20 protein-coding genes are annotated in these 24,291 nt (G+C 61.3%); 10 read left to right on the top strand and 10 right to left on the bottom strand.

What is annotated here, in order from left to right; translation table 11 throughout:
* Positions 1 to 234: 234 nt before the first annotated feature.
* A complete protein-coding gene (locus BK665_RS13840; RefSeq protein ID WP_123406304.1) occupies positions 235 to 1,089 on the top strand; it encodes a hypothetical protein in 855 nt (284 codons plus the stop codon).
* Positions 1,090 to 1,328: 239 nt separating this feature from the next.
* The gene (locus BK665_RS13835; RefSeq protein WP_123406302.1) at positions 1,329 to 2,012 is read left to right on the top strand and encodes a response regulator transcription factor; all 684 of its coding nucleotides are present in this window, start codon (positions 1,329 to 1,331) and stop codon (positions 2,010 to 2,012) included.
* Positions 2,013 to 2,159: 147 nt separating this feature from the next.
* Here the strand turns inward: BK665_RS13835 and BK665_RS13830 are convergent, their stop codons facing one another.
* Both BK665_RS13830 and BK665_RS13825 read right to left on the bottom strand, forming a co-directional pair.
* Entirely contained in the window at positions 2,160 to 2,570 is a 411-nt protein-coding gene (locus BK665_RS13830; RefSeq protein ID WP_123406300.1) for a PA0061/PA0062 family lipoprotein, read from the bottom strand.
* A 136-nt stretch (positions 2,571 to 2,706) separates the two neighbouring features.
* Positions 2,707 to 3,111 (bottom strand): PA0061/PA0062 family lipoprotein, encoded by a 405-nt coding sequence (locus BK665_RS13825; protein WP_123406298.1) that lies wholly within the window; start codon positions 3,109 to 3,111, stop codon positions 2,707 to 2,709.
* Positions 3,112 to 3,338: 227 nt separating this feature from the next.
* Between BK665_RS13825 and BK665_RS13820 the strand changes: the two genes are divergently transcribed.
* The 5 genes from BK665_RS13820 (at position 3,339) to BK665_RS13795 (ending at position 10,799) form a co-directional block, all read left to right on the top strand.
* Positions 3,339 to 6,572: an efflux RND transporter permease subunit gene (locus BK665_RS13820; protein WP_123406297.1), complete on the top strand. Its 3,234-nt coding sequence runs from the start codon at positions 3,339 to 3,341 to the stop codon at positions 6,570 to 6,572.
* Positions 6,565 to 7,728: an efflux RND transporter periplasmic adaptor subunit gene (locus BK665_RS13815; RefSeq protein WP_123406296.1), complete on the top strand. Its 1,164-nt coding sequence runs from the start codon at positions 6,565 to 6,567 to the stop codon at positions 7,726 to 7,728. Before BK665_RS13820 ends, BK665_RS13815 begins: the two co-directional genes overlap by 8 nt.
* Positions 7,712 to 9,124 carry an efflux transporter outer membrane subunit gene (locus BK665_RS13810; RefSeq protein WP_123406294.1) on the top strand — a complete coding sequence of 471 codons (1,413 nt, stop codon included), beginning with the start codon at positions 7,712 to 7,714 and terminating at the stop codon, positions 9,122 to 9,124. The genes BK665_RS13815 and BK665_RS13810 overlap by 17 nt, the downstream gene beginning before the upstream one ends.
* Positions 9,125 to 9,871: 747 nt before the next feature.
* Positions 9,872 to 10,342, top strand: a complete 471-nt coding sequence (locus BK665_RS13800; protein WP_010462134.1) for an RNA methyltransferase — start codon at positions 9,872 to 9,874, stop codon at positions 10,340 to 10,342.
* A gap of 79 nt (positions 10,343 to 10,421) precedes the next feature.
* A complete protein-coding gene (locus BK665_RS13795) occupies positions 10,422 to 10,799 on the top strand; it encodes a YgaP family membrane protein (RefSeq protein ID WP_123406292.1) in 378 nt (125 codons plus the stop codon).
* Positions 10,800 to 10,900: 101 nt separating this feature from the next.
* On the opposite strand, the gene BK665_RS13790 is transcribed toward BK665_RS13795, so the two are convergent.
* Together BK665_RS13790 and BK665_RS13785 are read right to left on the bottom strand one after the other, a co-directional pair.
* The gene (locus tag BK665_RS13790; protein WP_123406290.1) at positions 10,901 to 12,130 is read right to left on the bottom strand and encodes a hypothetical protein; all 1,230 of its coding nucleotides are present in this window, start codon (positions 12,128 to 12,130) and stop codon (positions 10,901 to 10,903) included.
* A gap of 115 nt (positions 12,131 to 12,245) precedes the next feature.
* On the bottom strand, positions 12,246 to 12,695 hold the full coding sequence (locus BK665_RS13785; protein ID WP_123406288.1) for a YcgN family cysteine cluster protein: 450 nt from the start codon (positions 12,693 to 12,695) through the stop codon (positions 12,246 to 12,248).
* A 281-nt stretch (positions 12,696 to 12,976) separates the two neighbouring features.
* Here BK665_RS13785 and BK665_RS13780 point away from each other — a divergent pair, with 281 nt between their 5' ends.
* Positions 12,977 to 13,570: a nitroreductase family protein gene (locus tag BK665_RS13780; RefSeq protein WP_123406286.1), complete on the top strand. Its 594-nt coding sequence runs from the start codon at positions 12,977 to 12,979 to the stop codon at positions 13,568 to 13,570.
* A 960-nt stretch (positions 13,571 to 14,530) separates the two neighbouring features.
* Here the strand turns inward: BK665_RS13780 and BK665_RS13760 are convergent.
* The 6 genes from BK665_RS13760 to BK665_RS13735 form a co-directional block, all read right to left on the bottom strand.
* Positions 14,531 to 15,463, bottom strand: coding sequence for a D-2-hydroxyacid dehydrogenase (locus BK665_RS13760; protein ID WP_123406280.1), 933 nt, complete (start codon positions 15,461 to 15,463; stop codon positions 14,531 to 14,533).
* A gap of 119 nt (positions 15,464 to 15,582) precedes the next feature.
* Positions 15,583 to 15,876: a YcgL domain-containing protein gene (locus tag BK665_RS13755; RefSeq protein ID WP_007898694.1), complete on the bottom strand. Its 294-nt coding sequence runs from the start codon at positions 15,874 to 15,876 to the stop codon at positions 15,583 to 15,585.
* Positions 15,873 to 17,006, bottom strand: coding sequence for a ribonuclease D (gene rnd, locus BK665_RS13750; protein ID WP_123406278.1), 1,134 nt, complete (start codon positions 17,004 to 17,006; stop codon positions 15,873 to 15,875). Before rnd ends, BK665_RS13755 begins: the two co-directional genes overlap by 4 nt.
* 123 nt (positions 17,007 to 17,129) lie before the next feature.
* Complete coding sequence (locus BK665_RS13745) at positions 17,130 to 17,792, bottom strand: class I SAM-dependent methyltransferase (RefSeq protein WP_123406276.1); 663 nt, start codon at positions 17,790 to 17,792, stop codon at positions 17,130 to 17,132.
* Between the two features lie 73 nt (positions 17,793 to 17,865).
* Positions 17,866 to 19,515, bottom strand: a complete 1,650-nt coding sequence (locus BK665_RS13740) for a phosphoethanolamine transferase (RefSeq protein WP_123406342.1) — start codon at positions 19,513 to 19,515, stop codon at positions 17,866 to 17,868.
* A 169-nt stretch (positions 19,516 to 19,684) separates the two neighbouring features.
* The gene (locus tag BK665_RS13735; protein WP_123406274.1) at positions 19,685 to 21,067 is read right to left on the bottom strand and encodes a glutamine synthetase family protein; all 1,383 of its coding nucleotides are present in this window, start codon (positions 21,065 to 21,067) and stop codon (positions 19,685 to 19,687) included.
* Positions 21,068 to 21,561: 494 nt separating this feature from the next.
* On the opposite strand from BK665_RS13735, the gene BK665_RS13725 reads away from it, so the two are divergent.
* Together BK665_RS13725 and BK665_RS13720 are read left to right on the top strand one after the other, a co-directional pair.
* Positions 21,562 to 22,749: a cyanate transporter gene (locus BK665_RS13725; protein ID WP_123406272.1), complete on the top strand. Its 1,188-nt coding sequence runs from the start codon at positions 21,562 to 21,564 to the stop codon at positions 22,747 to 22,749.
* Positions 22,750 to 22,917: 168 nt separating this feature from the next.
* On the top strand, positions 22,918 to 23,829 hold the full coding sequence (locus BK665_RS13720) for a DMT family transporter (RefSeq protein ID WP_123406270.1): 912 nt from the start codon (positions 22,918 to 22,920) through the stop codon (positions 23,827 to 23,829).
* Positions 23,830 to 24,291 lie beyond the last annotated feature (462 nt).

Genomic DNA, 24,291 nt, shown 5'->3' with positions numbered 1-24,291 from the left:
CTCGCGAAGGCGGTGTGTCAGTCAAAAAAATATTGCCTGACACACCGCCTTCGCGAGCAAGCCCGCTCCCACAGGGGTTTGGTGTACCAAGCGGCAATAAATTGCCGCTCCCGGCAATCCTTGTCGCAGCGCATACATGTCAAAACCGCTACAAACCGGCACATAAACTGCGACTCACCCTGATGGCACTGTTCTTGCGATGTATCAGCATCAATACACTCAAGGCAGTGAACGATGAACGTCACCTCCACCTTCAACAGCCCGGCGATGCTGGCTTATGGCGCCGCCGCCCAGGCCAAGGCCAAGACCGGCGCCACCGAGCAGGCGGCCAAAGACGCCAAGACCGATGACGCGGTCAGCCTTTCGAAAAAATCCACCGACTACAGCGGTTCGATCGGCAACAACGCGCCGTACTTTCCGGTGCGTGCGGGCATGAACGCCGACGCCCTGGTGCTGGGCGTGACCCAGCCTGGCGCAGTGTCCAGTTCCAAGGACAAGTCCTTCGCCGATGTGGCCGTGGATGCGCGCAAACGCATGGACGACAAGTACGCGCAGATGAAGGCCGGCGAGAAGCCTTACACCGGCAGCGTTGAAGACAAGAATGCGTTGATGGGCGACCTCGATCGCCGTTCGCTGAACGCCGTGGCCACCAATGAGGGCGGCAAGTTTTCCAGCGATGAGCAGGAAGCGGCCAAGGCCCTGATGCAACAGCAGGCGCGGCTGGCGTCGGGGCACTACAGCGGCCCGGAAGATCAGAAGAAAAACTGGAAAGACCCGTTCGCCAATGACCCGATCGGTCGCGCCAAGGCTGCACTGAATTTCCTCGACAACATGAGCCCCGAGGAAAAGACCAAGCCGGAATGGTTGACCCAGCACCAGACCTTGCAAGACGCCCTGACCCAGTACGACAAGGGCGATGCCGTCGCCGGGGGCAAGAAGAAAGACGGGCACTTCAATAACCTGGCGGAAATCCTCGCGGGCGTCGATACCAGCGGCTCGGGGAGCAAGGACCCGGCGGGCAACAAGATCACCGATGCACCGAGCTCGATGATGGACAAGCTCAAGGCGATGCTGCCAGCCACCCAGTAACCCGCCATGACAATCAGATCCCTGTGGGAGCGGGCTTGCTCGCGAATGCGGTGGGTCAGTCGATATTGATGTCGGCTGACACGACCCCTTCGCGAGCAAGCCCGCTCCCACAAGGGATAGTGCAGTCCAGGGAGGACCTAGCGCATTTCCTCCCCTCCCCACATGAAACTTTCCTCAGCAAGTCACTCACCGTTTCTTGGCAGAATCGCGGCATCCGGAATGCTTGAAAGGTAACCGACATGTCCCGAATTCTGACCATCGAAGACGATGCCGTGACCGCCCAGGAAATCGTCACCGAGTTGCAGAGCCATGGCTTTGAAGTGGATTGGGTGAGTAATGGCCGCGAAGGGCTGGTGAGTGCAGTCAGTGGCAATTACGACCTGATCACCCTCGATCGCATGCTCCCCGAGCTCGACGGCCTGGCCATTGTCACCACGTTGCGCGCCATTGGCGTGGCGACGCCGATCCTGATGATCAGCGCCCTCTCCGACGTCGATGAACGGGTGCGTGGCCTGCGCGCCGGGGGCGATGATTACCTGGCCAAACCGTTCGCCACCGACGAAATGGCGGCGCGGGTCGAAGTGTTGCTGCGGCGCAAGAGCCCGGCCAAGGCTTTCGAAACCACCCTGCGCATCGCCGACCTCGAACTGGACCTGATCAGCCATGAGGCCAATCGTGCCAACCAGCCCCTGAGCCTGCTGCCCACCGAATACAAACTGCTGGAATTCATGATGCGCAATCCGGGGCAGATCCTGTCACGGATGATGATTTTCGAAGAGGTCTGGGGTTATCACTTCGATCCGGGCACCAACCTGATCGACGTGCACATTGGCCGATTGCGCAAGAAAATCGACCCGCCCGGAATGCCGCCCTTGATCCGCACCATGCGTGGGTCGGGGTATGTGATTGCCGAACCGCTCTAAACCGTCCAATCGCCATGCCCTTGTAGGAGCAAAGCTTGCTCGCGATAGCGGTTTCGACAACACCATCGCCCGTAGGAGCAAAGCTTGCTCGCGATAGCGGTTTCGAGGACGCCATCGCGAGCAAGCTTTGCTCCTACGGTTTGGTGTTTAGCCCGGCATGCACTGGAAATCGCCGGTCTGCGCCACTTGCTTGCCATGGGAATCCTCAAGCCGCGCACTCACCTCCTGCCCCAGGCTCGACTCCACCAACCGATAATGCTCGCCAGCCTTGAACTGCGTGAAATGCACCTTGCCCTCGCAATCCTCCTGATTCGAATCGCCACTCGGCATTTCAAACAACGTCACCGCCAGATCGTGGGCGCCGGGAGCGACTTCAAAGAAGCGACCGTCATCAATGCGCTGGCCATCCACCCGCTCCGCCAGCATGTCATTGGGCGACTCTTCCTGTAGCCCGATCCAGGCCATACCCGGATCAGGTTTTGGCATCGGGCCAGCGCAGGCAGACAACAGGCAAACCACGCTCAGGCCGGGAATCAACAGTAGTTGTTTAAATGTCATTGGAATGAATTCCTTCATACACCGCCGTCCCCTGTGGGAGCGAGCTTGCTCGCGATAGCGGCGGGTCAGTCAATAGAGATGTTGAATGTGGGGGCCTCATCGCGAGCAAGCTCGCTCCCACAGGTTTTGTGCAGGTTTAGGAGCACAGAAAGCCCCTGCTCTGCGCCACCTGCTTGCCCTGGGAATCCACCAGGCTGACACCCGCTTTCAGCCCCTCGCTCGACGCATTGATCTGGTAGTGCTCGCCGGCCTTGAACTCGCTGTAGCTCAGGTGCCCTGTGCAACTGAGGTCCAGCGAATTACCGTCCGCGCCGCTGATCAGCGTCATGTCCAACCGATGCGCGCCCGGCTTGACCTCGAAGTAACGCCCGTCACTGACCTGCTGGCCATCGATCCGCTGCGCGAGCAAATCGGCACTTCCCGGTTGTTCCAGACCAATAAAGGCTTCGCTCGGGTCAGCCTTGGGCATCGGTCCCGCACACGCCGACAACAGACACATCAGGCCTAGACCCGGGATCAGTAAAAGGGGTTTGAATGTCATGGAAAAACACCTCGCAAAATGGACGCCGACGCCGCCGCCAGGTGTGACAACGGGCAGTCGGCTTGAGGTGAAGAGTGGCGGGCTAGAGCGGTTCGGACAAATGAAAGCCCATGAAAGGATTTTCAGGAAAACGTTAAAAATTTCTTCATCCCCGTGAAGGCAAATCTTTAAGTTGCAAGCGCAAGACTGCCCGGCAATTGCATTTCAAGACCTCGGAGGTTTACGGCATGCTCGGGCTGGTAAAGACTGCACTGCTCAAGCCCTACACGTTTATCGTGCTGGCAATTTTCATCTGCATCATCGGGCCGATGGCGGCCCTGCGTACGCCCACCGATGTGTTTCCCGACATCGGCATTCCAGTGATCGCGGTGGTCTGGCAGTACAACGGCCTGGCGCCCCAGGACATGGCCGGGCGGGTGATTTACACCTATGAGCGCTCCCTGAGCACCACGGTCAACGACATCGAGCACATCGAGTCGCAATCCTTGCCGGGCATGGGCATCGTCAAGATTTTCTTCCAGCCCGGCGTGGATATCCGCACCGCCAACGCCCAGGTCACGGCGGTGTCGCAGACTGTGCTCAAACAGATGCCACCGGGCATCACCCCGCCGCTGATCCTCAACTACAGCGCCTCGACCGTGCCAATCCTGCAAATGGCGTTCTCCAGCCCCACGCTGTCGGAAGCGAAAATCCGCGACCTGGTGCAGAACAACATTCGCCTGCCCCTGACGTCGGTGCCGGGCCTGGCGATTCCCACGCCGATGGGCGGCAAACAGCGGCAGATTACCCTCGACCTCGACCCGCAGGCCCTGGCCGCCAAAGGCCTCTCGGCCCAGGACGTCGGCAACGCCCTGGCGGCACAAAACCAGATCATCCCGGTGGGCACCGCCAAGCTCGGCCCCAACGAATACACGGTGCTGCTGAACAACAGCCCGAAAGCCATCGACGAACTCAACGACCTGCCGATCAAAACCGTCGACGGCGCGCTGATCACCATCGGCCAGGTGGCCCACGTGCGTGACGGCTCGCCGCCGCAGACCAACATCGTGCGAGTCGATGGTCGCCGCGCGGTGCTGATGCCGGCGCTTAAGAACGGCAATATTTCCACGCTGTCGATCATCGACGGCATTCGGCAAATGCTGCCGCGCATCAACGAAACCGTGCCGCCGTCGCTCAAGACTTCCCTGCTGGGCGACGCCTCGGTGTTCGTCAAACAGTCGGTGGGCAGCGTGGCCAAGGAAGGCATCATCGCCGCATTGCTGACCAGCGCGATGATCCTGCTGTTCCTCGGCAGTTGGCGTTCGACATTGATCATCGCGGCGTCGATCCCCCTGGCGGTGTTGTCGGCCATCGCCCTGCTCGCCGCCAGCGGCCAGACCCTCAACGTCATGACCCTCGGCGGGCTGGCGTTGGCGGTGGGGATTCTGGTGGACGACGCCACGGTGACCATCGAGAACATCAACTGGCATCTGGAGCAAGGCAAAGCGGTGAAGACCGCGACCCTCGACGGCGCGAAACAGATTGTCGGCCCAGCCTTCGTCTCGCTGCTGTGCATTTGCATCGTGTTCGTGCCGATGTTCCTGTTGCAGGGCATCGCCGGTTACCTGTTCCGGCCGATGGCGCTGGCGGTGATGTTTGCCATGGCCAGTTCCTTCATTCTGTCGCGCACCTTGGTGCCGACCCTGGCGATGTTTTTGCTCAAGCCCCATGTGCCGGAACAAGGTCCGGGGCATCACCCGGAAGATGAATTCATCAACCATCACGAAGGTGAACAACACCGCAAAACCCACCATCCATTGCTGCAACGGCTGCTGAATTTTCAGCAGGGCTTCGAGCGGCATTTCTCCAACCTGCGCGACACTTATTTCGGATTGCTGGAACTGGCGCTGGAATACCGCAAGCGTTTCCTGTTCGGGTTCCTCGCCTGTGTGTTGGCGTCGTTTGCGCTGTTGCCGAGCCTGGGCGAAGACTTCTTCCCCGCCACCGACGCTGGTGCACTGTCGCTGCATGTGCGCTTACCCCTGGGCACGCGCATTGAAGAAAGCGCGGCGGCGTTCGACCGCATCGAATCGCGGATTCGCGAGATCATTCCTGCCGGGGAACTGGACACCATTGTCGACAACATCGGCATTCCGCTGAGCGGCATCGACATGGCCTACAGCAACAGCGGCACCATCGGCCCCCAGGATGGCGACATCCAGGTCAGCCTCAAAACCGACCACAGCCCCACCGCCGATTACGTGAAACGCCTGCGCGAAGCCTTGCCGGAAAGTTTTCCCGGCAGCCACTTTGCGTTCCTGCCGGCAGACATCAGCAGCCAGATCCTCAACTTCGGCGCCCCGGCACCGCTGGACGTGAAAATCTCCGGGCCGAACGATGAAGCCAACCGCGCCTACGCCGTGGAGCTGGAACGACGCCTGCAACATGTGGCCGGGGTCGCGGATTTGCGCATCCAGCAGTCCACCGGTTATCCGTCGTTGCAGGTCAATGTCGATCGACTGCGGGCCAATGGCCTCGGCATTACCGAGCGCGACGTGACCAACAGCATGGTCGCGTCCCTGGCCGGCAGCTCACAGACGGCGCCGACCTTCTGGCTCAACCCGGCCAACGGCGTGTCTTACGGGGTGGTCGCCGCCACCCCGCAATATCGCCTCGACAGCCTGCCGTCGCTGGAAGCCTTGCCGGTGACCGGCAATGACGGGCAATCGCAAATCCTCGGCGGTTTGGCGAGCATTTCCCGGGTGCAGAGCCCGGCGGTGGTCAGTCACTACAACATCATGCCGACCCTGGATTTGTACGCGAATGTGCAGGGCCGTGACCTCGGCGGCGTGTCCAAGGACATTCAAAAAGTGCTGGATGACACCGCGTCCATGCGGCCCAAAGGCGCGGTGATCAGCCTGCACGGGCAGATCGATGCGCTGCACGAAGCGTTCAGCGGTTTGAGCTTCGGCCTGCTCGGCGCGGTGGTGCTGATCTACTTGCTGATCGTGGTCAACTTCCAGTCCTGGGTCGATCCGTTCGTGATCATCACCGCCCTGCCCGCCGCGCTGGCCGGGATTGTGTGGATGCTGTTTCTCAGCGGCACCTCGCTGTCGGTGCCGGCCCTGACCGGGGCGATCCTGTGCATGGGCGTGGCCACGGCCAACTCGATTCTGGTGGTGAGTTTCTGCCGTGAACGCCTGGCCGAACACGGCGACGCGCTCAAGGCTGCGCTCGAAGGCGGCTACACCCGGTTTCGCCCGGTGTGCATGACCGCCCTGGCGATGATCATCGGCATGCTGCCGCTGGCCCTGTCCGAGGAACAGAACGCGCCATTGGGCCGCGCTGTGATCGGCGGCCTGATCCTCGCCACCACCGCCACGCTGCTGTTCGTACCGGTGGTGTTCAGCCTGGTTCACGGACGTCAATCCTCTCGCGCTGTTGCTGAAGAAAACCTTTCTGGGGAAAGCACTCATGTCTGATCAAAAACCCTCGCGCAAACGCCTGATGTGGGTCGGGGTCGGCGGCCTGACCCTGGCCGCGTTGCTGGTGGCCAACGGTCTGGCGGCCCGCACTCGCCACGAGAAAGCCGTGGCCGCGTGGACCGAAACCGCCGCCATGCCGTTGGTCAGCGTGTTCCAGCCACAACAGAACGTGCACGGCGACAGCCTGCGTTTGCCGGCGCATCTGGAGGCATGGAGCAAAGCGCCGATCCATGCGCGGGTCAGCGGTTACCTCAAGGACTGGAAAACCGACATCGGCGCCCATGTGAAGGCCGGGCAGATTCTGGCCGAGATCGACAGCCCGGACCTCGATCAACAAGTGGCACAAACCCACGCACGACTGATCCAGGAACAGGCCAACGCACGCCTGGCCGAAACCACCGCCAGCCGTTGGCAAAACCTGTTGGCGACACATTCTGTGTCGCGTCAGGAAGCCGATGAAAAACGCTCCAACGCAGCCGCCGCCAAGGCCAACGCTGATGCCGCTGCGGCTGATTACGCCCGGCTGTCGGCGCTGGAGGATTACAAAACCATCCGTGCGCCGTTCGCCGGGACCATCACCGCCCGCAACACCGACATCGGCCAGTTGATCAAGGCCGACAATGACAGCGATCCGCAACTGTTCGACATCGCCGACACCCATCAACTGCGCCTCTACGTACCGGTGCCGCAGAACTACGCAAGTGTGATTCGCCCGGGCATGCAGGCTGAATTGATCGTGCCGGAACATCCCGGACAGCATTTCAGTGCGCGGTTGATTGGCGACTCCACAGCGGTGGATCGGCGTTCCGGAACCTTGCTTGCGCAGTTTGTCGCGGACAACCCCGACGGCGCGTTGTTGCCCGGCGACTATGCCGAGGCGACGTTGCAGATTCCGGCGGATACCCATAGTGTGAGCATTCCCGCCAGTTCGTTGATTTTCCGCGCCCAGGGCACGCAGGTGGCAGTGCTCGATCCGGATAACCATGTGCACTTGCGTGACATTCATATCGGTCTGGATCTGGGGGAGCGGCTGGTGATCGATCAGGGCCTGAAACCGGCGGATCGGGTGGTGGATAACCCGCCGGATGCCCTGCGTGAAGGCGATGTCGTGCAACTGGCCGACGCTGGGGGTGTGCATGCGCCCAAGGCTTGAACTAATAGCGATGGCGTTGCTGCTGCAAGGTTGTTCAATGGCGCCGGCGTACAAGGCGCCGACCATCGACTTGCCCGCGCAGTATCGCGAGCAGACCAGCGATGGGCCGTGGCACCTGGCTAAGGTTCAGGAGTCGAGCCCGGACTGGTGGCAGATTTATCAGGATTCGCGCCTGAACGACCTGCAACAGCAATTGCTAAAAGCCAATCCGGACCTGGCGGCGGCCCTCGCGCACTTCGATGCGGCGCAGGCGTATGCCGGTCAGTTGCATGCCGGGTTGTTCCCGCAGATCACCGCCAGCGCCCAGCCGTTACGCCAGCGTCAGTCGGACGGCAAACCGTTGCGCGGCAGTAATCAGCGGTCGGTGTACAACAGCGACACCGCCGGGTTTGCGCTGAATTTCGACCTCGATTTGTGGGGGCGAATTCGCAACCAGGTGGCGGCGGGTGATGCCCAGGCCCAGGCGTCGGCGGACGATTTGGCGGCGGCGCGGTTGAGCCTGCAACAGCAACTGGCGACGCTGTATATCCAGCTCAATGGCCTGGATGCCCAGCAGAAAATTCTCGCCAGTTCCCTGGACGATTACACCCAGGCCCTGCAACTGACCCGCGACCGCTACGAAGGCGCCATCGCCTCGGAACTGGACCTGACCCGGGCGCAAAGCCAACTGGCCGAGGCCCGGGCGCAACTGGACGATGTGCGGGCGCAGCGGGATCTGGCCGAGCATGCGATTGGAGAGTTGGTGGGTGAGCCGGCGAGTGTTTTCCAGCTCAGTGCAAGCGACCAAGGGTTGAATGTGCCCACAGTCCCCGGCGCCCTGCCCAGCACCCTGCTGCAACGCCGCCCGGACATCGCCGCCGCCGAACGCCGGGTGTTTGCCGCCAACGCCAACATCGGCGTCGCCCGCGCCGCGTGGTATCCGGATTTCAGCCTGACCGGGCTGCTCGGCGGGCAAACGGCGGGCGGCGGTAATCTGCTGGCCGCTGGCAATCGCTATTGGGCGTTGGGGCCGTTGGTCAATTTGCCGATCTTCGATGGCGGTCGCCTCGATGCCAATGAACGCCAGGCCAAGGCTGAGTTTGAAGAGGCTGCCGCGCATTACCGCAGTCAGGTGCTGCGGGCGGTGCGCGAGGTCGAAGACAACCTCGGGCAACTGCGCGACCTGCAACGGGAAGCGGAGGACGAGCAAGCGGCCGTTGACGCGGCGCAGCGTACGCAGACCTTGGCGATGAACAGCTATGAAGCGGGGGCGGTGAATTATCTGGATGTGGTGACGGCCCAGACCTCGGCGCTGCAAGCGCAACGGCGGTTGCAGACGTTGCAGACACGGCAGTTGCAGGCGAGTGTCGGGCTGGTCGTGGCGTTGGGTGGGGGGTGGAACAACGACGCAGATTGATGTTGGCTGGGCGGGCCCCTTCGCGAGCAAGCCCGCTCCCACAGGGGTGCTGCGCCGGCCGCCATATTTGTGCTCGCCCCACATTTCCCTGTGGGAGCGGGCTTGCTCGCGAAGGGGCCGTGTCAGTCGCCATCCCTGTTGGATGAACCACCGCTTTCGCGAGCAGGCTCGCTCCCACAGGGGTGCTGCGCCGGGCGCCATATTTGTGCTCGCCCCACATTTCCCTGTGGGAGCGGGCTTGCTCGCGAAGGGGCCGTGTCAGTCGCCATCCCTGTTGGATGAACCACCGCTTTCGCGAGCAAGCTCGCTCCCACAGGGGTGCTGCGCCGGGCGCCATATTTGTGCTCGCCCCACATTTCCCTGTGGGAGCGGGCTTGCTCGCGAAGGGGCCGTGTCAGTCGAAATCTCTGTTGGATGACCCACCGCTTTCGCGAGCAGGCTCGCTCCCACAGGGGTGCTGCGCCGGGCGCCATATTTGTGCTCGCCCCAAATCTCCTGTGGGAGCGGGCTTGCTCGCGAAGGGGCCGTGTCAGTCGCCATCCCTGTTGGATGACCCACCGCTTTCGCGAGCAAGCTCGCTCCCACAGGGGTGCTGCGCCGGGCGACCTATTTCTGCTCGCCCCACATTTCCCTGTGGGAGCGAGCTTGCTCGCGATGGCGGCCGCCCAGGCACCGCCAATCCCGAAACTGCCCGCTCCAGGCCAATCCCCGTATAATCGCCCTCTTTTTCCCGAAGGCACCCCGCTCGTGGCAGACAAACGGTACAGCTGCATTGGTTTGTATAACCCCAAGTCACCGGAGAACGTCGGTTCGGTGATGCGCGCCGCGGGCTGTTATGGCGTGGCGTCAGTGTTTTACACCGGCAAGCGCTATGAGCGCGCCGCCGATTTCGTCACCGACACCAAGCGCGTGCACTACGACATCCCGCTGATCGGCATCGACGATCTGAAAAAGATCCTGCCCCTGGGCTGCGTGCCGGTCGCCGTGGAACTGGTGGAAGGCGCCCGTTCGCTGCCGGAATACACCCATCCGGACCGCGCCCTCTATATCTTCGGCCCGGAAGACGGTTCGCTGGATAAAGAGATCCGCGACTGGTGCGAAGACGTGGTCTACATCCCGACCACTGGTTGCATGAACCTGGCGGCCACGGTCAACGTTGTGCTCTACGACCGCATGGCCAAGGGGCTGAACACCCGCTCGGGGGCGAAATTCCGCTGAATCACCGCACATTGGATGGAACAACCGGCCGCCCCCGGCAGTCAGCTAACTATCATTCCTGAACGCCTGGAGACAGATCATGAACGAACTCAAACGCGTAGAACGCATCGAATCCACCCCGTTCCAGACTCGCCACGAACAGAACGTCGAGGGCTGGGAGCGCATCGGTTCCCTGGCCGGTGGCGTGGTGATGATGGGCAAAGGCCTGCGTCGCGGTGGTGTGTTTGGCTTGATTCAAGTAGCGATTGGCGGCGTGGCCCTGGCCCGTGGCATTACCGGGCACAGTTCGGTGAAAAGCCTGCTGGAGAAAAGCCGTCAGGACATGAACAACGTGCGGGCGAAGATTCAGCGCGCCGGTGAGGAGTTGAATCGGTTGAAGGCCAATGCCGAGGCGGCGACCAAGACCGCCACCGTGACGGGTAATGATTCGTTGAAATCGCCTAAAACCGGAGTTTGATTCGGAGGTTGCGATGAGGCTGATGGCCTCTTCGCGAGCAAGCCCGCTCCCACAGGGGAATGCATTCAACTGTGGGAGCGGGCTTGCTCGCGAAGGCGTTGTTACTGAAGTAACTCGGTATCGAGGACTTTGGAAGACTCGCCAATCACGCTCTCGGCAAGCTGCACGAATTCCTTGGTATCGACGCTCTCCAAATGCATCGCCCCGCGCTGCACATCATCCAGCGACCGTTTGTTGCGGGTCTTGATTCGAATCTCCCGATCCAGTTCCTGTAGCAGCAACACAGCCCTGGCAATCTGCGCCGGGCTGATCTGCGAGCCACGCAGGGTCGTCACCTTCTGGCTGTCCTTGGCCAGTTTCTTCTGCAAACTTTCATAACGCTCATCACTCATGCCACCGGCGCGGCGCACCAGTTCGATGGCGTAGAACTCGGCCAGGCCTTCGCTGATCCAGTCGCTGTGCTGGCGGTCATTGACCCGCCCGAACACTTGAGCCAACTCACGCACCAACGGGCTGGTGCCGCTTTCGCTGACCAGCGGCAAGCGACTGTTGAGGTAGATCGATTCCCGCGCCGCGAGGCTGCCGCGCCACATCGGGTCGTTGGCGCCGACGATCAGCAGTTTGCTCGGGTGACGGGGGAATACGGCCTGGGCCTGGGGCCAGATAAAGGTCAGCAGCGTCAGCACGTCCATGCGGCGCATGCCCTGCCCCAGCGGCGAGGCGACGGTGACTTCGGTTTCCCCCAGGCGCGTGCGGCGGCTGCCGAGGTGGCCGGCGAGCATCCAGCCAGTGGGCCGGTCGAACAGCCGGGAGACGTTGTTGATGCGGAATTTATTCTTGCCGATGCGCGGCCAGGCGGTTTCGACGCTTTTCCAGCCGTTGGGCAATTCGAATTCCAGGCGTGACACCAACTCGATGCCGTCCTGTTGGTCGAGCTTGGCGGGTGGCACCAGGTCGTCGCCCCGCATCAACGCCCAACTCGGGGTCATGCGCGTGTCGAAGCTGCCGTTTTTGCGCCCGTGGCTGATGCGCACGCGGTAGGTCAGGCTGGCCTTGTCGGCGGCGGGATGCCAGACGCCACGGGCGGCTTTGCCCGGTGTGAGCTGCCATTGGCCGTCGGCCTTGAAGTCGCTGTAGTGGCTGCCGTCGCCCAGATCAAAATCGAGGCTGCGCACCGCCGAGCCCTGGGCCAGAGTCAGGCGCACTTCGGCCTGATCGCTTTGCGGCAACAGGCGCACGTGGTAATCCAGATCGACCTTCTTCGCCGCCCACACCGATGAACTCAGGGCCAACGCCCCGACGGCCAACGCCAGCCGCAATCCCACAGCCATACACACTCCTTGTGGCAATAATCACTGCCTATTTTTTTGTGAGTGCTGTGCACTCAAGCGGGACGGTGCGGCGATCCGAAAAGCTCCCTCGCCACAGCAAGCTCCCTAACCACAATTAACCCGCCCGGAAAATCAGGTGATCTTCCCAGTCGTCTTCCGGCACGCTGCCTTCGGCGAACATGCGCCCGGACTGGGAAATACGTTCGTGGTGCACCGCCTCGCGGTCGCCGCACACCAGGTGATGCCACAGCGGCAGATCCTTGCCTTCGCTGACCAGCCGATAGCCGCAGGTTGGCGGCAACCACTGGAACTCTTCAGCCTTGCCCGGGGTGAGCTGGATGCAGTCCGGCACAAACGTGCGACGGTTCGGGTAGTCCGTGCACTGGCAGGTGTTCAGGTCCAGCAGTTTGCAGGCGATGCGCGTGTAGTAGACGCTGTTGTCTTCTTCGTCCTCGAGCTTTTGCAGGCAGCACAGGCCACAGCCGTCGCACAGCGATTCCCATTCCTGGGGATCGAGTTGATCGAGGGTTTTGCGCATCCAGAACGGTTCGACTTTGGCGGCCATGGTTCAAGCATCAGCATCAGGTGGTGAAAAGGCCGCCAGTCTAGTGCCCCAGGCCTTGCGGGCCAAGCGTTGGCGACTGTCGGTAGAACTTCACTTGTCAGTTGCCGCGCCGCGAAGTAGCTTTGCCAGTCGCAACGAGCCAAACCTGAAGGCCATTAACGCGCAACCGCGTTGCATTCCGGTGAATTGCCACGGCTCACGAAAACCTCATCGCTCAGCTCAACTGCGGCCGCTGGTTTTTATTCGACTCCCTGTCCCAAACGTAGCAAAGGAACCTCTGCATGAGTGCCAATCCACGCGTTGCCGATTACGCCATTCACCCACAGTTCACTGATCGCTGGTCGCCACGGGCCTTCACCGGCGAAGCCATCCCGGAAGAAACCCTGCTGAGCTTCTTCGAAGCGGCGCGCTGGGCGCCGTCGGCTTACAACTCGCAGCCTTGGCGGTTTCTGTACGCGCGCCGTGACACGCCGAACTGGGAGCGTTTCCTGGGTCTGCTGAACGAGTTCAATCGCGGCTGGGCGCAACACGCCTCGGCGCTGGTGATCGTGATCTCGAAAACCACCTTCGCCGTACCCGGCGCCACCGAAGAAACCCCGGCGCTGTGGCACACCTTCGACACCGGCTCGGCATGGGGCCACCTGGCGCTGCAAGCGAGCCTCAGCGGCTGGCACACCCACGGCATGGCCGGTTTCGACCAGGAACTGACCCGCAAGGAGCTGAACATTCCCGAAGGCTATGCGCTGCACGCAGCGGTCGCCGTTGGCAAGCTGGGCGACAAGGCAACCCTGGCCGAATACCTGCAAGCCCGCGAAGAACCAAGCCCGCGCCGCCCGTTGAGCGAACTCGCGGCGGAAGGCAACTTCACCCTCTAACCCACACCGCAAAACCAAACGGTGGGAGCGGGCTTGCTCGCGAAGGGGGCGGCACATTCAACATCAATGTTGACTGACAGACCGCTTTCGCGAGCAGGCTCGCTCCCACAGGTGATCTCGGGCGTACACAAATCATGAGTTCACAGCAGATGCCAATGTGGGAGCGAGCCTGCTCGCGAAGGGGCCGGCACATTCAACATCGATGTTGACTGGCAGACCGCTTTCGCGAGCAAGCCCGCTCCCACAGGTGATCTCGGGCGTTCACGAATTCTGAGTGACACCACAAAACCCATGTGGGAGCGGGCTTGCTCGCGAAGGGGCCGGCACATTCAACATCAATGTTGACTGGCAGACCGCTTTCGCGAGCAGGCTCGCTCCCACAGGTGATCTCGGGCGTTCACGAATTCTGAGTGACACCACAAAACCCATGTGGGAGCGGGCTTGCTCGCGAAGGGGCCCGCACATTCAACATCAATGTTGACTGGTAGACCGCTTTCGCGAGCGAGCCCGCTCCCACAGGTGATCTCGGGCGTTCACAAATTCTGAGTGACACCACAAAACCCATGTGGGAGCGGGCTTGCTCGCGAAAGGGCCGGCACATTCAACATCGATGTTGACTGGCAGACCGCTTTCGCGAGCGAGCCCGCTCCCACAGTTGATCTCGGACGTTCACGAATTCTGAGTGACACCATAAACCCCATGTGGGAGCAGGCTTGCTCGCGAAGGGGCCGGCACATTCAACATCAATGTTGACCGGTAGACCGCTTTCGCGAGCGAGCCCGCTCCCACAGGTGATCTCGGGCGTTCACGAATTCTGAGTGACACCACAAAACCCATGTGGGAGCGGGCTTGCTCGCGAAGGGGGCGGCACATTCAACATCAATGTTGACTGACAGACCGCTTTCGCGAGCGAGCCCGCTACCACAGTTGGTTTTGCACATGATTCAAGCGGTGGTGGATTCAGTACCCGCGATTGAAGTCCACTTCCCCGCGCAGCGCTTCGCCCGCTTCGTAGGCCCGCAGGTTTTCGACGAACAGGTTGACCATCATCGTCGGTGAGGTCGGTGCCGAGCTGTGGCCGGTCAGCAGCAGGCCCCAGGCGGTCCAGAACGGGTGGCGTTGCGGCAGGGGTTCCTGACGGCAGACGTCGATCACCGCGCCCGCCAGATGCCCTTCTTTCAAGGCCTCCACCAGGTCCGCATCGACCACCGCCACACCCCGCCCGACGTTGATGAACACGCCGGTCGGCTTGAATTGCTTGAACAGCGCCGCGTCGTAAAGGTCGTGGGTGTTCGGGGTGTTGGGCAGCAGATTGATCACGTAATCCACTTCACCGACCAGACGCGGCAGGTCGGCCAGTGCGGCCACTTCAACAAACGGTGCCTGCTCCCGGGCTTCGCTGGCGATGCCGTACAACTCCACGCCAAACGGCACGAGGAATTTCGCCACGGTCTGGCCGATGTCGCCGGTGCCGACGATCAACACTTTGCGCCCCGCCAGACTCTGGCCCTGACGACTGTCCCACTTGCGCTCGACCTGGCTGACCAACCGCGCCAGCACCTCGCGTTCGTGACCGAGCATATAGGTCAACACGTATTCAGCCATGACCTGGCCGAAAATCCCCACCGCCCGGGTCAGGCGATAGTGGCGTGGCAAACCGTCGGCCAGCAGCGGCGTGATGCCGGCCCAGGTCGATTGCAGCCATTGTGGCTGATGCCCCTGACGCAGCAGGTTCGCCAGCAAGTCCGGCTGGCCGAGCCAGATCGGGCAATCAGCCGCCTGGCGCGCCAGTTCGGCGGAGTCGCCGCTGGTCAGCACTTCCAGCTCGGGCGCTGCCTGACGCAGCAGCTGGGCGTACACAGGGTGGTCGTGTTCAGCAATCAGAACGCGCATGGTTCAAACCTTTCAAAACAGTGCAGACGACCGCGGACGGAGTATCACTCCATCGCCGCGGCCATCATAAAAATCATTCCAGTCTTTCACACAGGTTCTGAACGGAACCTGTCTGCCGATCACATCGGGTCGTTGCGGCGCAGCAGCTCTTCGGGCAAGTGTTCAATGTACTCGTCCTCGGCCGGCGGCATCTGCAAGTGGTAACCCTGTTTCTCAAGGTTTTCCAGGACCACGGTGATGTCCTCGCGGGACAGTTTGCGTTCGGGGGTCAGCACCAGGTCGAAGGCGTGATGGGGCTTGCCGAACGCCGCCATCAGCGATTCCGGGACGCGCTCCAGTGCATCGCTCTTGAGCACATAGAGGTACATCTCGTTTTTCTTCAGGCTGCGGTAAATGGAGCAAATACGTTTCAAGGCTGTTCTCCGGCGGTGGCCAGGCTGTCGAGCAGCGCCTGGCCCATTAATTCGCGGCGCCAGCCACGCAGCGAATCAGGCAATTGGTAAGGACCGTTGGGGTAGCCGCTCTTGAGCAGCGCTTCCAGGGTTTTCTTGCGCAGCATCAATTCTGGCGCGATGTTCAGGCGCTCGGCTTCGGCCTGGCCGATGGCTCGCAGTTGCTTGACCAGCACGGCGGCGTCCACCGGCAATGGCTCCGGCACCGCAGGCGGCCATTGTTCAGGCGACACACTGGCAGAACGCTTGATCAGGTCCAGCAGGAATTCGCCGTCCTGACGCACGGTACGCGGGTGCATGTCTTCGATTTTCGCCAGCGCGCCGAGGTTGTCCGGCTGAGTCCGGGCCAGCGGCCACAGGGAATGTTCACGCACGATGCGGTTGCGCGGCAGATCCCGGGCGCGGGCTTCGTGCTCGCGCCAGGCGCACAGTTCACGCAAGACCGCGAGTTGGGCGCGGGACAGTTTCCAGGCGAGTTTGGCTTCGCGGTAGACCTCGTACGGATCGACCTCGCGGCGCAGGTTGGCCACCAGTTCGGCGCCGTCCTCCAGCACCCAGCTGTATTTGTCTTCAGACAGCTTGGGTTGCAGACGCACGTAGACTTCCGCCAGGTGCAGGGCATCTTCGGCGGCGTAGCTGATCTGGGTCTCGGACAGTGGACGTTGCAGCCAGTCGGAGCGGGTCTCGCCCTTGGGCAGGTCGATGCCGAGCACCTCTTGGACCAGCCGCGAGTAGCCCATGGAGAAACCGAGGTTCAGGTAAGCCGCAGCCAGTTGCGTGTCGAACAGCGGCGCCGGCAGGCTGCCGGTCAGGCGCAGCAGGACTTCGAGGTCTTCGCTGCAGGCATGCACGACTTTGACCACGGCCGGGTTTTCCAGCAGCGCGGCCAGGGGCTGCCAGTTATCGATGGTCAGCGGATCAATCAGGTAAGCGCGTACGCCATCGCCGATCTGCAACAGGCCGGCAATCGGATAAAAGGTGTCGACCCGCATGAATTCGGTGTCGAGGGCAACGAATGGCAGCTGCTGCCACTCGGCGCAAAACTGACCGAGGCTATCGTTGTCGCGAATCCAGTGAATATCGATGGCCACACGGCTCTCCCTTGAAGAATGGCGCGCAGTATATATCGCCCCCGGCGATTTCCGCGCATCCACTGAACAAGAGCTTTAGCGAAAATGCCCACTTAAAGGCAAGAAATGTCTGACGAAGGGAGGTTATCCGGTCTTACGCAGCACGTAGACCCGCAGCCGCGAGCACGCGGGAAAGAAATCCTGATGGCTGACCAGGGCGAAACCCGCCCGCCGGAACTCCGCTTCCACCAGCGCCTTGCTCACCAGTGGTTCGGGCTCAACGCCCCTGGCAGAGCGGGACAGGCGCTTGACGTGGCGCTCAAGGCGCACCGAGACAATCACCGTGTCACGGCTGACCCGATGAAACTCCTGGAGCATCGCCAGCCGATGCTCGGGGCTGGCGATATGCTGAAACAACTGCATGCAAATAATGCAATCCACCGCATTGGCCGACAGACCGATGGTGAACGCCGAGCTCTGAAAGGTCTTGATCCGTTCGAGCAACAGCTGCGGGTGATGGGTGCGGGCGTGGTCGAGCATGTCCTGGGACGGGTCCGACGCCAGGATCACCCGGTTGCCATGCTCGGCCAGCACCGGCCAGAAGCGCCCGGAGCCACAAGCCACGTCCAGGAGCAAACCCGGCTCGCCGGCAATCTTGAGGGCGCTGCGCACCAGATGCTCGGCGCGCCAGAACGCCAGGCGCCCGACCAGGCCACGGGGTTGCGGCTGCAGGCAGACGCGGGCGTGTTCCTGATCGTAGCGCCGGGCAAACTCAAGCTCGATGGCAGATGGAGGCAACGCGGACATGTTCAGGGGCTCTTGTTGGAATATCTACCGGTCGCAGGTTAGCGACCGGCCCGTGAAAAATAAGTCGAAACCTTCATTTTTTAGCCAGCACGCCGTCTATCACAGTGCTGCGGCAGCCGGCAAACATGTCCAGGTCCGGGTTGTAGACCTTACTGTCGACCTCCAGCAAACCGAGCATCGAATGGAACAGGTTGTCCTGGCTCAGGGGTTTTTCACGACTGAGTTGCAGGCAGTGAGTGTCCACCGAGAACGAACGTTGATAGCTGTCGGAAAACCACGCCAGCATGGCCACGTGTTTCTGTTGTTCCGGCGCCATCATGTACGGCGTGCCGTGGAGGAACAGGTTGTACTCGCCCAGGGATTCGCCGTGGTCGGACAGGTAAAGCATCGCGGTATCGACTTTATCCTGGTTGCTGCGCAACACATCGATCAGGGTCGACAGCACATGATCGGTATACACCAGGGTGTTGTCGTAGCCATTGACGATGCTTTCGCGGCTGCAATTATTCAGTGCATTGCTTTCACACACCGGCGTGAAGTGTTCGTACTCTTTGGGATAACGCTTGAAGTATTCCGGGCCGTGGCTGCCCATCTGGTGCAGGACCAGCACGGTGTCTTTATCCAGTGTGTCGATAAAGTGCTGCAAACCTTGCAAGAGGATTTCATCGCGGCATTCGCTGCTGGAGCACAACACCGGGTCTTTCAAATTGCTCACATCATCGATCGTTACTCGATCACACGTGCCTTTGCAGCCTGACTGGTTATCGCGCCAGATCACGTCCAGGCCGGCACGCTGGAGCACGTCCAGCAGGCCTTCTTCGTTCTTCGCCTTGCTGGCGTTGTAATCCTTGCGGCCCATGTTGGAGAACATGCACGGCACCGACACGGCGGTTTCCGTGCCGCAGGAATGCACGTCGGTGAAGGCGATCAGGCCCGCCTCCTGGCTCAGTTTGGGGGTGGTGTCGCGATCATAGCCGAGGATGCCGAAGTTCTCGGCCCGGGCACTTTCGCCCACGACCAGCACGGTCAGGGATTTGCGGCCGTGGGCCTGCCAGGTCAGGTCTTTGCGGGCGTCTTCGCCGATCTTGACGAAGGGTTGTTGCGCCGAGGCTACTTGCTCACGCAGATATCCCACTGACGCGCCGATGTAGTTGCTTGGCACGACCATCAAGTGCAATTCATGGTGATTGCGAAACAGCGACGACAACCCCTGATAATTAACCAAGGCAACGCCACCGATCACCGCCACTGAGGCAATGCTCACCAATGCTTTACTTAATAGATCACGATGCCAGACGCGATAATTGATCGGTGTTTTCCATAACAACCACGACGGCAAAACACCCAGAAGAGCAACATAGCCCAGCAACTTTATCGAGAGTAAGTCGCGCACTTCCGTGGCATTGGTTTCGGCGAAGTTGCGCAACATGCCAGCGTCGATTAATACGCCATATTGGCTCATGAAATAAGCCACGCCGGCGCTGATCAGGAAGATCAACGTCAGCAGCGGTTTGAGCACCGGCCGGAACGCCAGCAAGGTCAGAACGATGTTGAATGCACCGAGCACCATGACGCCAAACGCCACGCGCATGACGATACCCTGGGCATTCGAGGCGGTGATGTCGAAAAGGTGCTGCCACAGAACCAGGTTAAACCCGGCCAATAGGAAGGCGCTGGCAATCAGTGTCACCCACTCGGGGCGCACGGCTTTGAATTTCAACATGCGGGTCGACTGTTCCTGAAAAGAAGTGCCGCCGGCAAAATGTGAAAATTTCATTTTCCGCGACAGCACAAACTTTAAGCAGCGAACCATCAATTTTTCGTGAAAAAGAAGCCAACGATTAGTTGGCTCCCGGTATAAACATGAAACTTTTAAAGTATTTGCGAAACGGTCAGGCCTGGTTCAGATACCAGCGCCAGTCTTGCTCTCCGACCTCGCCCATGAACTGCCGATATTCGGCACGCTTGACCGCCAGGTACACGCCGAGGAATTCACCGCCGAAGGCTTCCCGGGCCCAGGTCGAAGCTTGCAGTGCGCGCAACGTGGTCAGCCAATCGGTGGGCAGCCGTTCGGTGGCCTGGGCGTAGCCGTTGCCTTCTACCGGGGCGCCGGGATCGAGTTGCTCGCGGATGCCGCGATGAATGCCGGCGAGGATCGCCGCTGCGGCCAGATACGGGTTGGCGTCGGCGCCGCAGATGCGGTGCTCGATGTGCCGGGAGAACGCCGGGCCGCCGGGGACGCGCAGGCTCACGGTGCGGTTGTCCACGCCCCAGGTGGGGGCCAGCGGCGCGTAGCTGTTGGTTTGGAAGCGCCGATAGGAGTTGGCGTTCGGGCAGAACAGCAGCAACGAATCGAGCAAGGTGCCGAGCATGCCGCCCACCGCGTGCCGGAGCAGCGGCGTGCCGTCGGCAGCTTCGCTGGCGAACAGGTTGTTGCCGTCCTTGTCCGCCAGGCTGACGTGCATGTGCATGCCGGTGCCGGCCAGGTCATCAAAGGGCTTGGCCATGAAGCACGCGGCCATCCCGTGCTTGTGGGCCACGCCTTTGACCAGGCGTTTGTAACGCACCGCTTCGTCCATCGCCTGCAAGGCGTCGGCGCGGTGCTCCAGGGTGATTTCCACCTGGCCCGGCGCGTATTCGGAAATCGCCGTGCGTGCCGGTATGCCCTGGAGTTTGCAGGCGCTATACAGGTCGGCGAGGAACGGCTCGATCTGCTCCAGTTCGCGCAAGCCATAAACCTGAGTCGCACGTGGCCGCTGTCCGTCAACGTCCCGGGCCGGTTGTGGCCGACCGTTGCTGTCGCGCTGTTGATCCAGCAAATAGAACTCCAGCTCCGCCGCCATCACCGGGTAATAACCGTCGGCCTGCAAACCCACGATCACCTTCGCCAGCAAGTGACGCGGGTCGGCAATGGTCGCCGGCAAACCTTCGGTGGGGTGCATGCTGACCTGCACCGCCGCTGTCGGAATCAGCCGCCAAGGCATGCGCTGCAAACTGCCGCTGACCGGATAGGCGCGGCAATCGATATCGCCGACGTCCCACACCAGGCCGGAGTTTTCCACGTCATCGCCATTGATCGTCAGGCCAAGAATGGTGCTCGGCAAGGGCCGGCCGCTTTCGTATACCGCCAACAGTTCATCGCGATGCAGCAATTTGCCCCGGGGCACGCCGTTGTTGTCGACGATGAACAACTCGAACATCTCGATATCCGGGTTCTGTTCCAGAAAGGTCAGGGCTTCTTGCTGTGTGGCGAAGGAAGTCGTGGCACAACTCATGGGAATTCTCGTTTTTCCGTGTCAGGCAAACGCGCGGGCGCCGCCGGTTTGATCCCGACGCATGGCGTGGGACCTGTAGGAACAATCAACGGGAAACGCAGGAGTCCGGCGGGCGCGCATGACGGCAATGCCACAGCGCCCAGAAGGCCAGTTCGGAGGGAAGTGCGATTGGCCAACCGTCCATAGAAGAAACCGCAGAAAACAGATGAGCAGCAGCGTTACATGGGTGGATGCTCCGTTAAATCGGCAATTGGAGAACTTTGGTTGCAGACTGGCTAAACATTACACGCGCCACAAAACCTGTGGGAGCGGGCTTGCTCGCGAAGGCGCAGTGTCATTCAACAAAGATGTCGACTGACCCGGCGCCTTCGCGAGCAAGCCCGCTCCCACCGGATGGCGGTTTATTTAATTTCTCGATACCGCCCCAGACTTTCTGATTTGCCGCTGCCCTGCCCCTCGCGCCTAATCAAGACCTTGTTCTTGAAGGCTTGCTTATGGAAAACGTTCGCGCAACTACCCGCCCCGCCCTCTGGCTGATCGCCAGCATCATCCTCGTCGCTCTCAACCTGCGCCCGTCCATGGCGGCGGTCGGCCCTTTGCTGTCGGCGATTCGCGGGGACATCCCGCTGAGTTTCAGTACGGCTTCGCTGCTGACCATGTTGCCGGTCATGGCCATGGGTTTGGCGATGTTCCTCGGCATGCGTGTCGCGCAGCGCTTCGGCGAGCACCGCACCATTGTCCTGTCCTTGGTGATCATCGGTGTGGCCACGGTCTCGCGGTTGTACCTGGACACAACCCTTGAGCTGATCCTCAGCGCGGTCCTGGCCGGGGTTGGCATCGCGCTGATTCAGGCGGTGATGCCGGCGCTGATCAAATCGCGCTTCAGCGATAACGTCTCGCTGTTCATGGGGTTGTACGTCACGTCGATCATGGGCGGCGCGGCCATTGCCGCCTCGTTCTCGCCGTTCGTGCTGGCGCAAACCGGCAGTTGGCGCATGGGCCTGGCGATCTGGGCATTGCTGGCGCTGCTGGCCCTGGGTTTCTGGTTTGCCCAGCGCTCGGCCATTCCACAATTGCCGGCCGCGCCGAAGGGTCGCCAGGAATCGTTCGCCGGTAACTCACGGGCCTGGCTGCTGGCGATTTTCTTTGGTTTGGGCACGGCGTCGTACACCTGCGTGCTGGCCTGGCTCGCGCCGTATTACGTGGAAAAAGGCTGGAGCGAACAGAACGCCGGTTTGCTGCTCGGGTTCCTGACCGCGATGGAAGTCATCTCCGGCCTGGTCACCCCGGCGATTGCCAACCGCAGCCAGGACAAACGCCTGGTACTGGCGGTGTTGCTCGCCCTGATCATGGCCGGTTTCTGCGGCCTGATCCTCAGCCCGGAACGCTTCAGCCTGCTGTGGCCGTGCCTGCTGGGCCTGGGCATCGGCGGTCTGTTCCCGATGAGCCTGATCGTGTCCCTTGATCACCTCGACAACCCGCGCCGCGCCGGCGGCCTGACCGCTTTCGTGCAAGGCATCGGCTACTTGATCGCCGGGCTGTCGCCGCTGATTGCCGGGATGATTCGCGACCAGTTGGGCAGCTTCGAATGGGCCTGGTGGTCACTCGCGGCCGTGATGGCAGTGATGCTGGTGATGGTGCTGCGCTTCAATCCGAAACGTTACGCGCAACACATTCAATAACCGTCGCCTGTCCTTTCAAGGCCTGCCTCCTGGCTGTCCGGCCATGTCCTTGAAAGGACCGCTTCGCGCGCTGCAAGTAATTGCGGTCAGGTATTTAAAAACTCGCCCGTGCCCGCAGGCCGGCCTACCTATGATGGCGTCTGGCAGTCAAACGCTCGGGGAGCACACATGAAACAAGTCGGTTTTGCAGCAGCCCATTGGGGCATGTTGATCTGGGCGATGCTGATCGCCGCGTCGTTCTTTGCCGCGGCCGAGGTCAGCCAGGGGATCGATCCGATTCTGCTGACCGGGCTGCGCCTGTTGTTCTCGGCGTTGATGTTTCTGCCGCTGCTGCTGTTGAAAAACCACTCCCCGATCTCGGCCAAAGGCTTGCTCGCCCATGCCGTGCTCGGGTTGTTGCTGGCGACGTACTTTGGCTCGCTGTTCGAAGCGTTGCGCTACACCACGGCGGTCAACACTGCGACGCTGTATACGCTGGTGCCGCTGATGACGCTGTTCTTCGAAGTGTTCCTGCTGCCCAGCCCAAGCCTTAAAACCCGTCTGTTGCCGATGCTGATTGCAGCACTCGGCGCGGTACTGCTGATCCTCAAGGGCTCGGCGCCAGGGGAATTGCCGGCGCTGTATCCGGTGCTGGTTTTCGGTATCGGGTGCCTGGCGATGGCGCTCTATTCGCCCCTGAGCCAGCGGTTCAAGGCCAAGACGTTGAAGGGCCGTGACCCGGTAGCGATGACGTTCTGGAACATGTTGTTTGGCTCGGGTTTCCTGCTGGTGTTCTGCCTGTTCAGCGGCGGCTGGCGCAGCGGCGCGCAACTGGCGGTGAGCGACATGTTGTGGCTGGTGTACCTGGCGCTGTTTGGCACCCTGGCAACCTTCTGGTTGCTGCACCGGGCAATCGGGGTGATATCGCCTTCGACGGTGATTTCCTATGTCTACCTGAACACCTTGTTCGTCACGCTGTTCCACTGGTTCTGGCTGCGCCAGCAACCGGCGTTGATCGAAGTGTGCGGGGCCGTGCTGGTAGGAGTTGGCATGTTGGCGCTGGTGATCAGCAGCCGGAATGTGAAAGCGGTTACAGCTTGAGAGCCGATCAGTGGGGAGCGGGGTTGGATAGTAGATATCGAATTCACCCTGGAACAAATGTGGGAGCGGGCTTGCTCGCGAAGGCGGTGGGTCAGTCGATGTCCATGTGACTGACAGGACGCTTTCGCGAGCAAGCCCGCTCCCACAGGGGATCGGGGTTGGATGGTAGATATCGAATTCACCCTGGAACAAATGTGGGAGCGAGCTTGCTCGCGAAGGCGGTGGGTCAGTCGATATCCATGTGACTGACAGGACGCTTTCGCGAGCAGGCTCGCTCCCACAGAAACCAGAGTTGGATGCAATTATCGAGTTCACCCTGGAACAAATGTGGGAGCGAGCTTGCTCGCGATGGCGCCATGTCGTCGGCATCAATGCTGGATGACAGATTGCTTTCGCGAGCAAGCTCGCTCCCACAGGGGATCTTGGTTGGATGGTAGATATCGAATTCACCCTGGACCAAAT

The organism is Pseudomonas frederiksbergensis (genome assembly GCF_003732665.1).
Taxonomy (GTDB): domain Bacteria; phylum Pseudomonadota; class Gammaproteobacteria; order Pseudomonadales; family Pseudomonadaceae; genus Aquipseudomonas; species Aquipseudomonas frederiksbergensis_G.
Note: the sequence above shows the minus strand (reverse complement) of the source record. Positions and strands in the feature narration are given on the sequence as shown.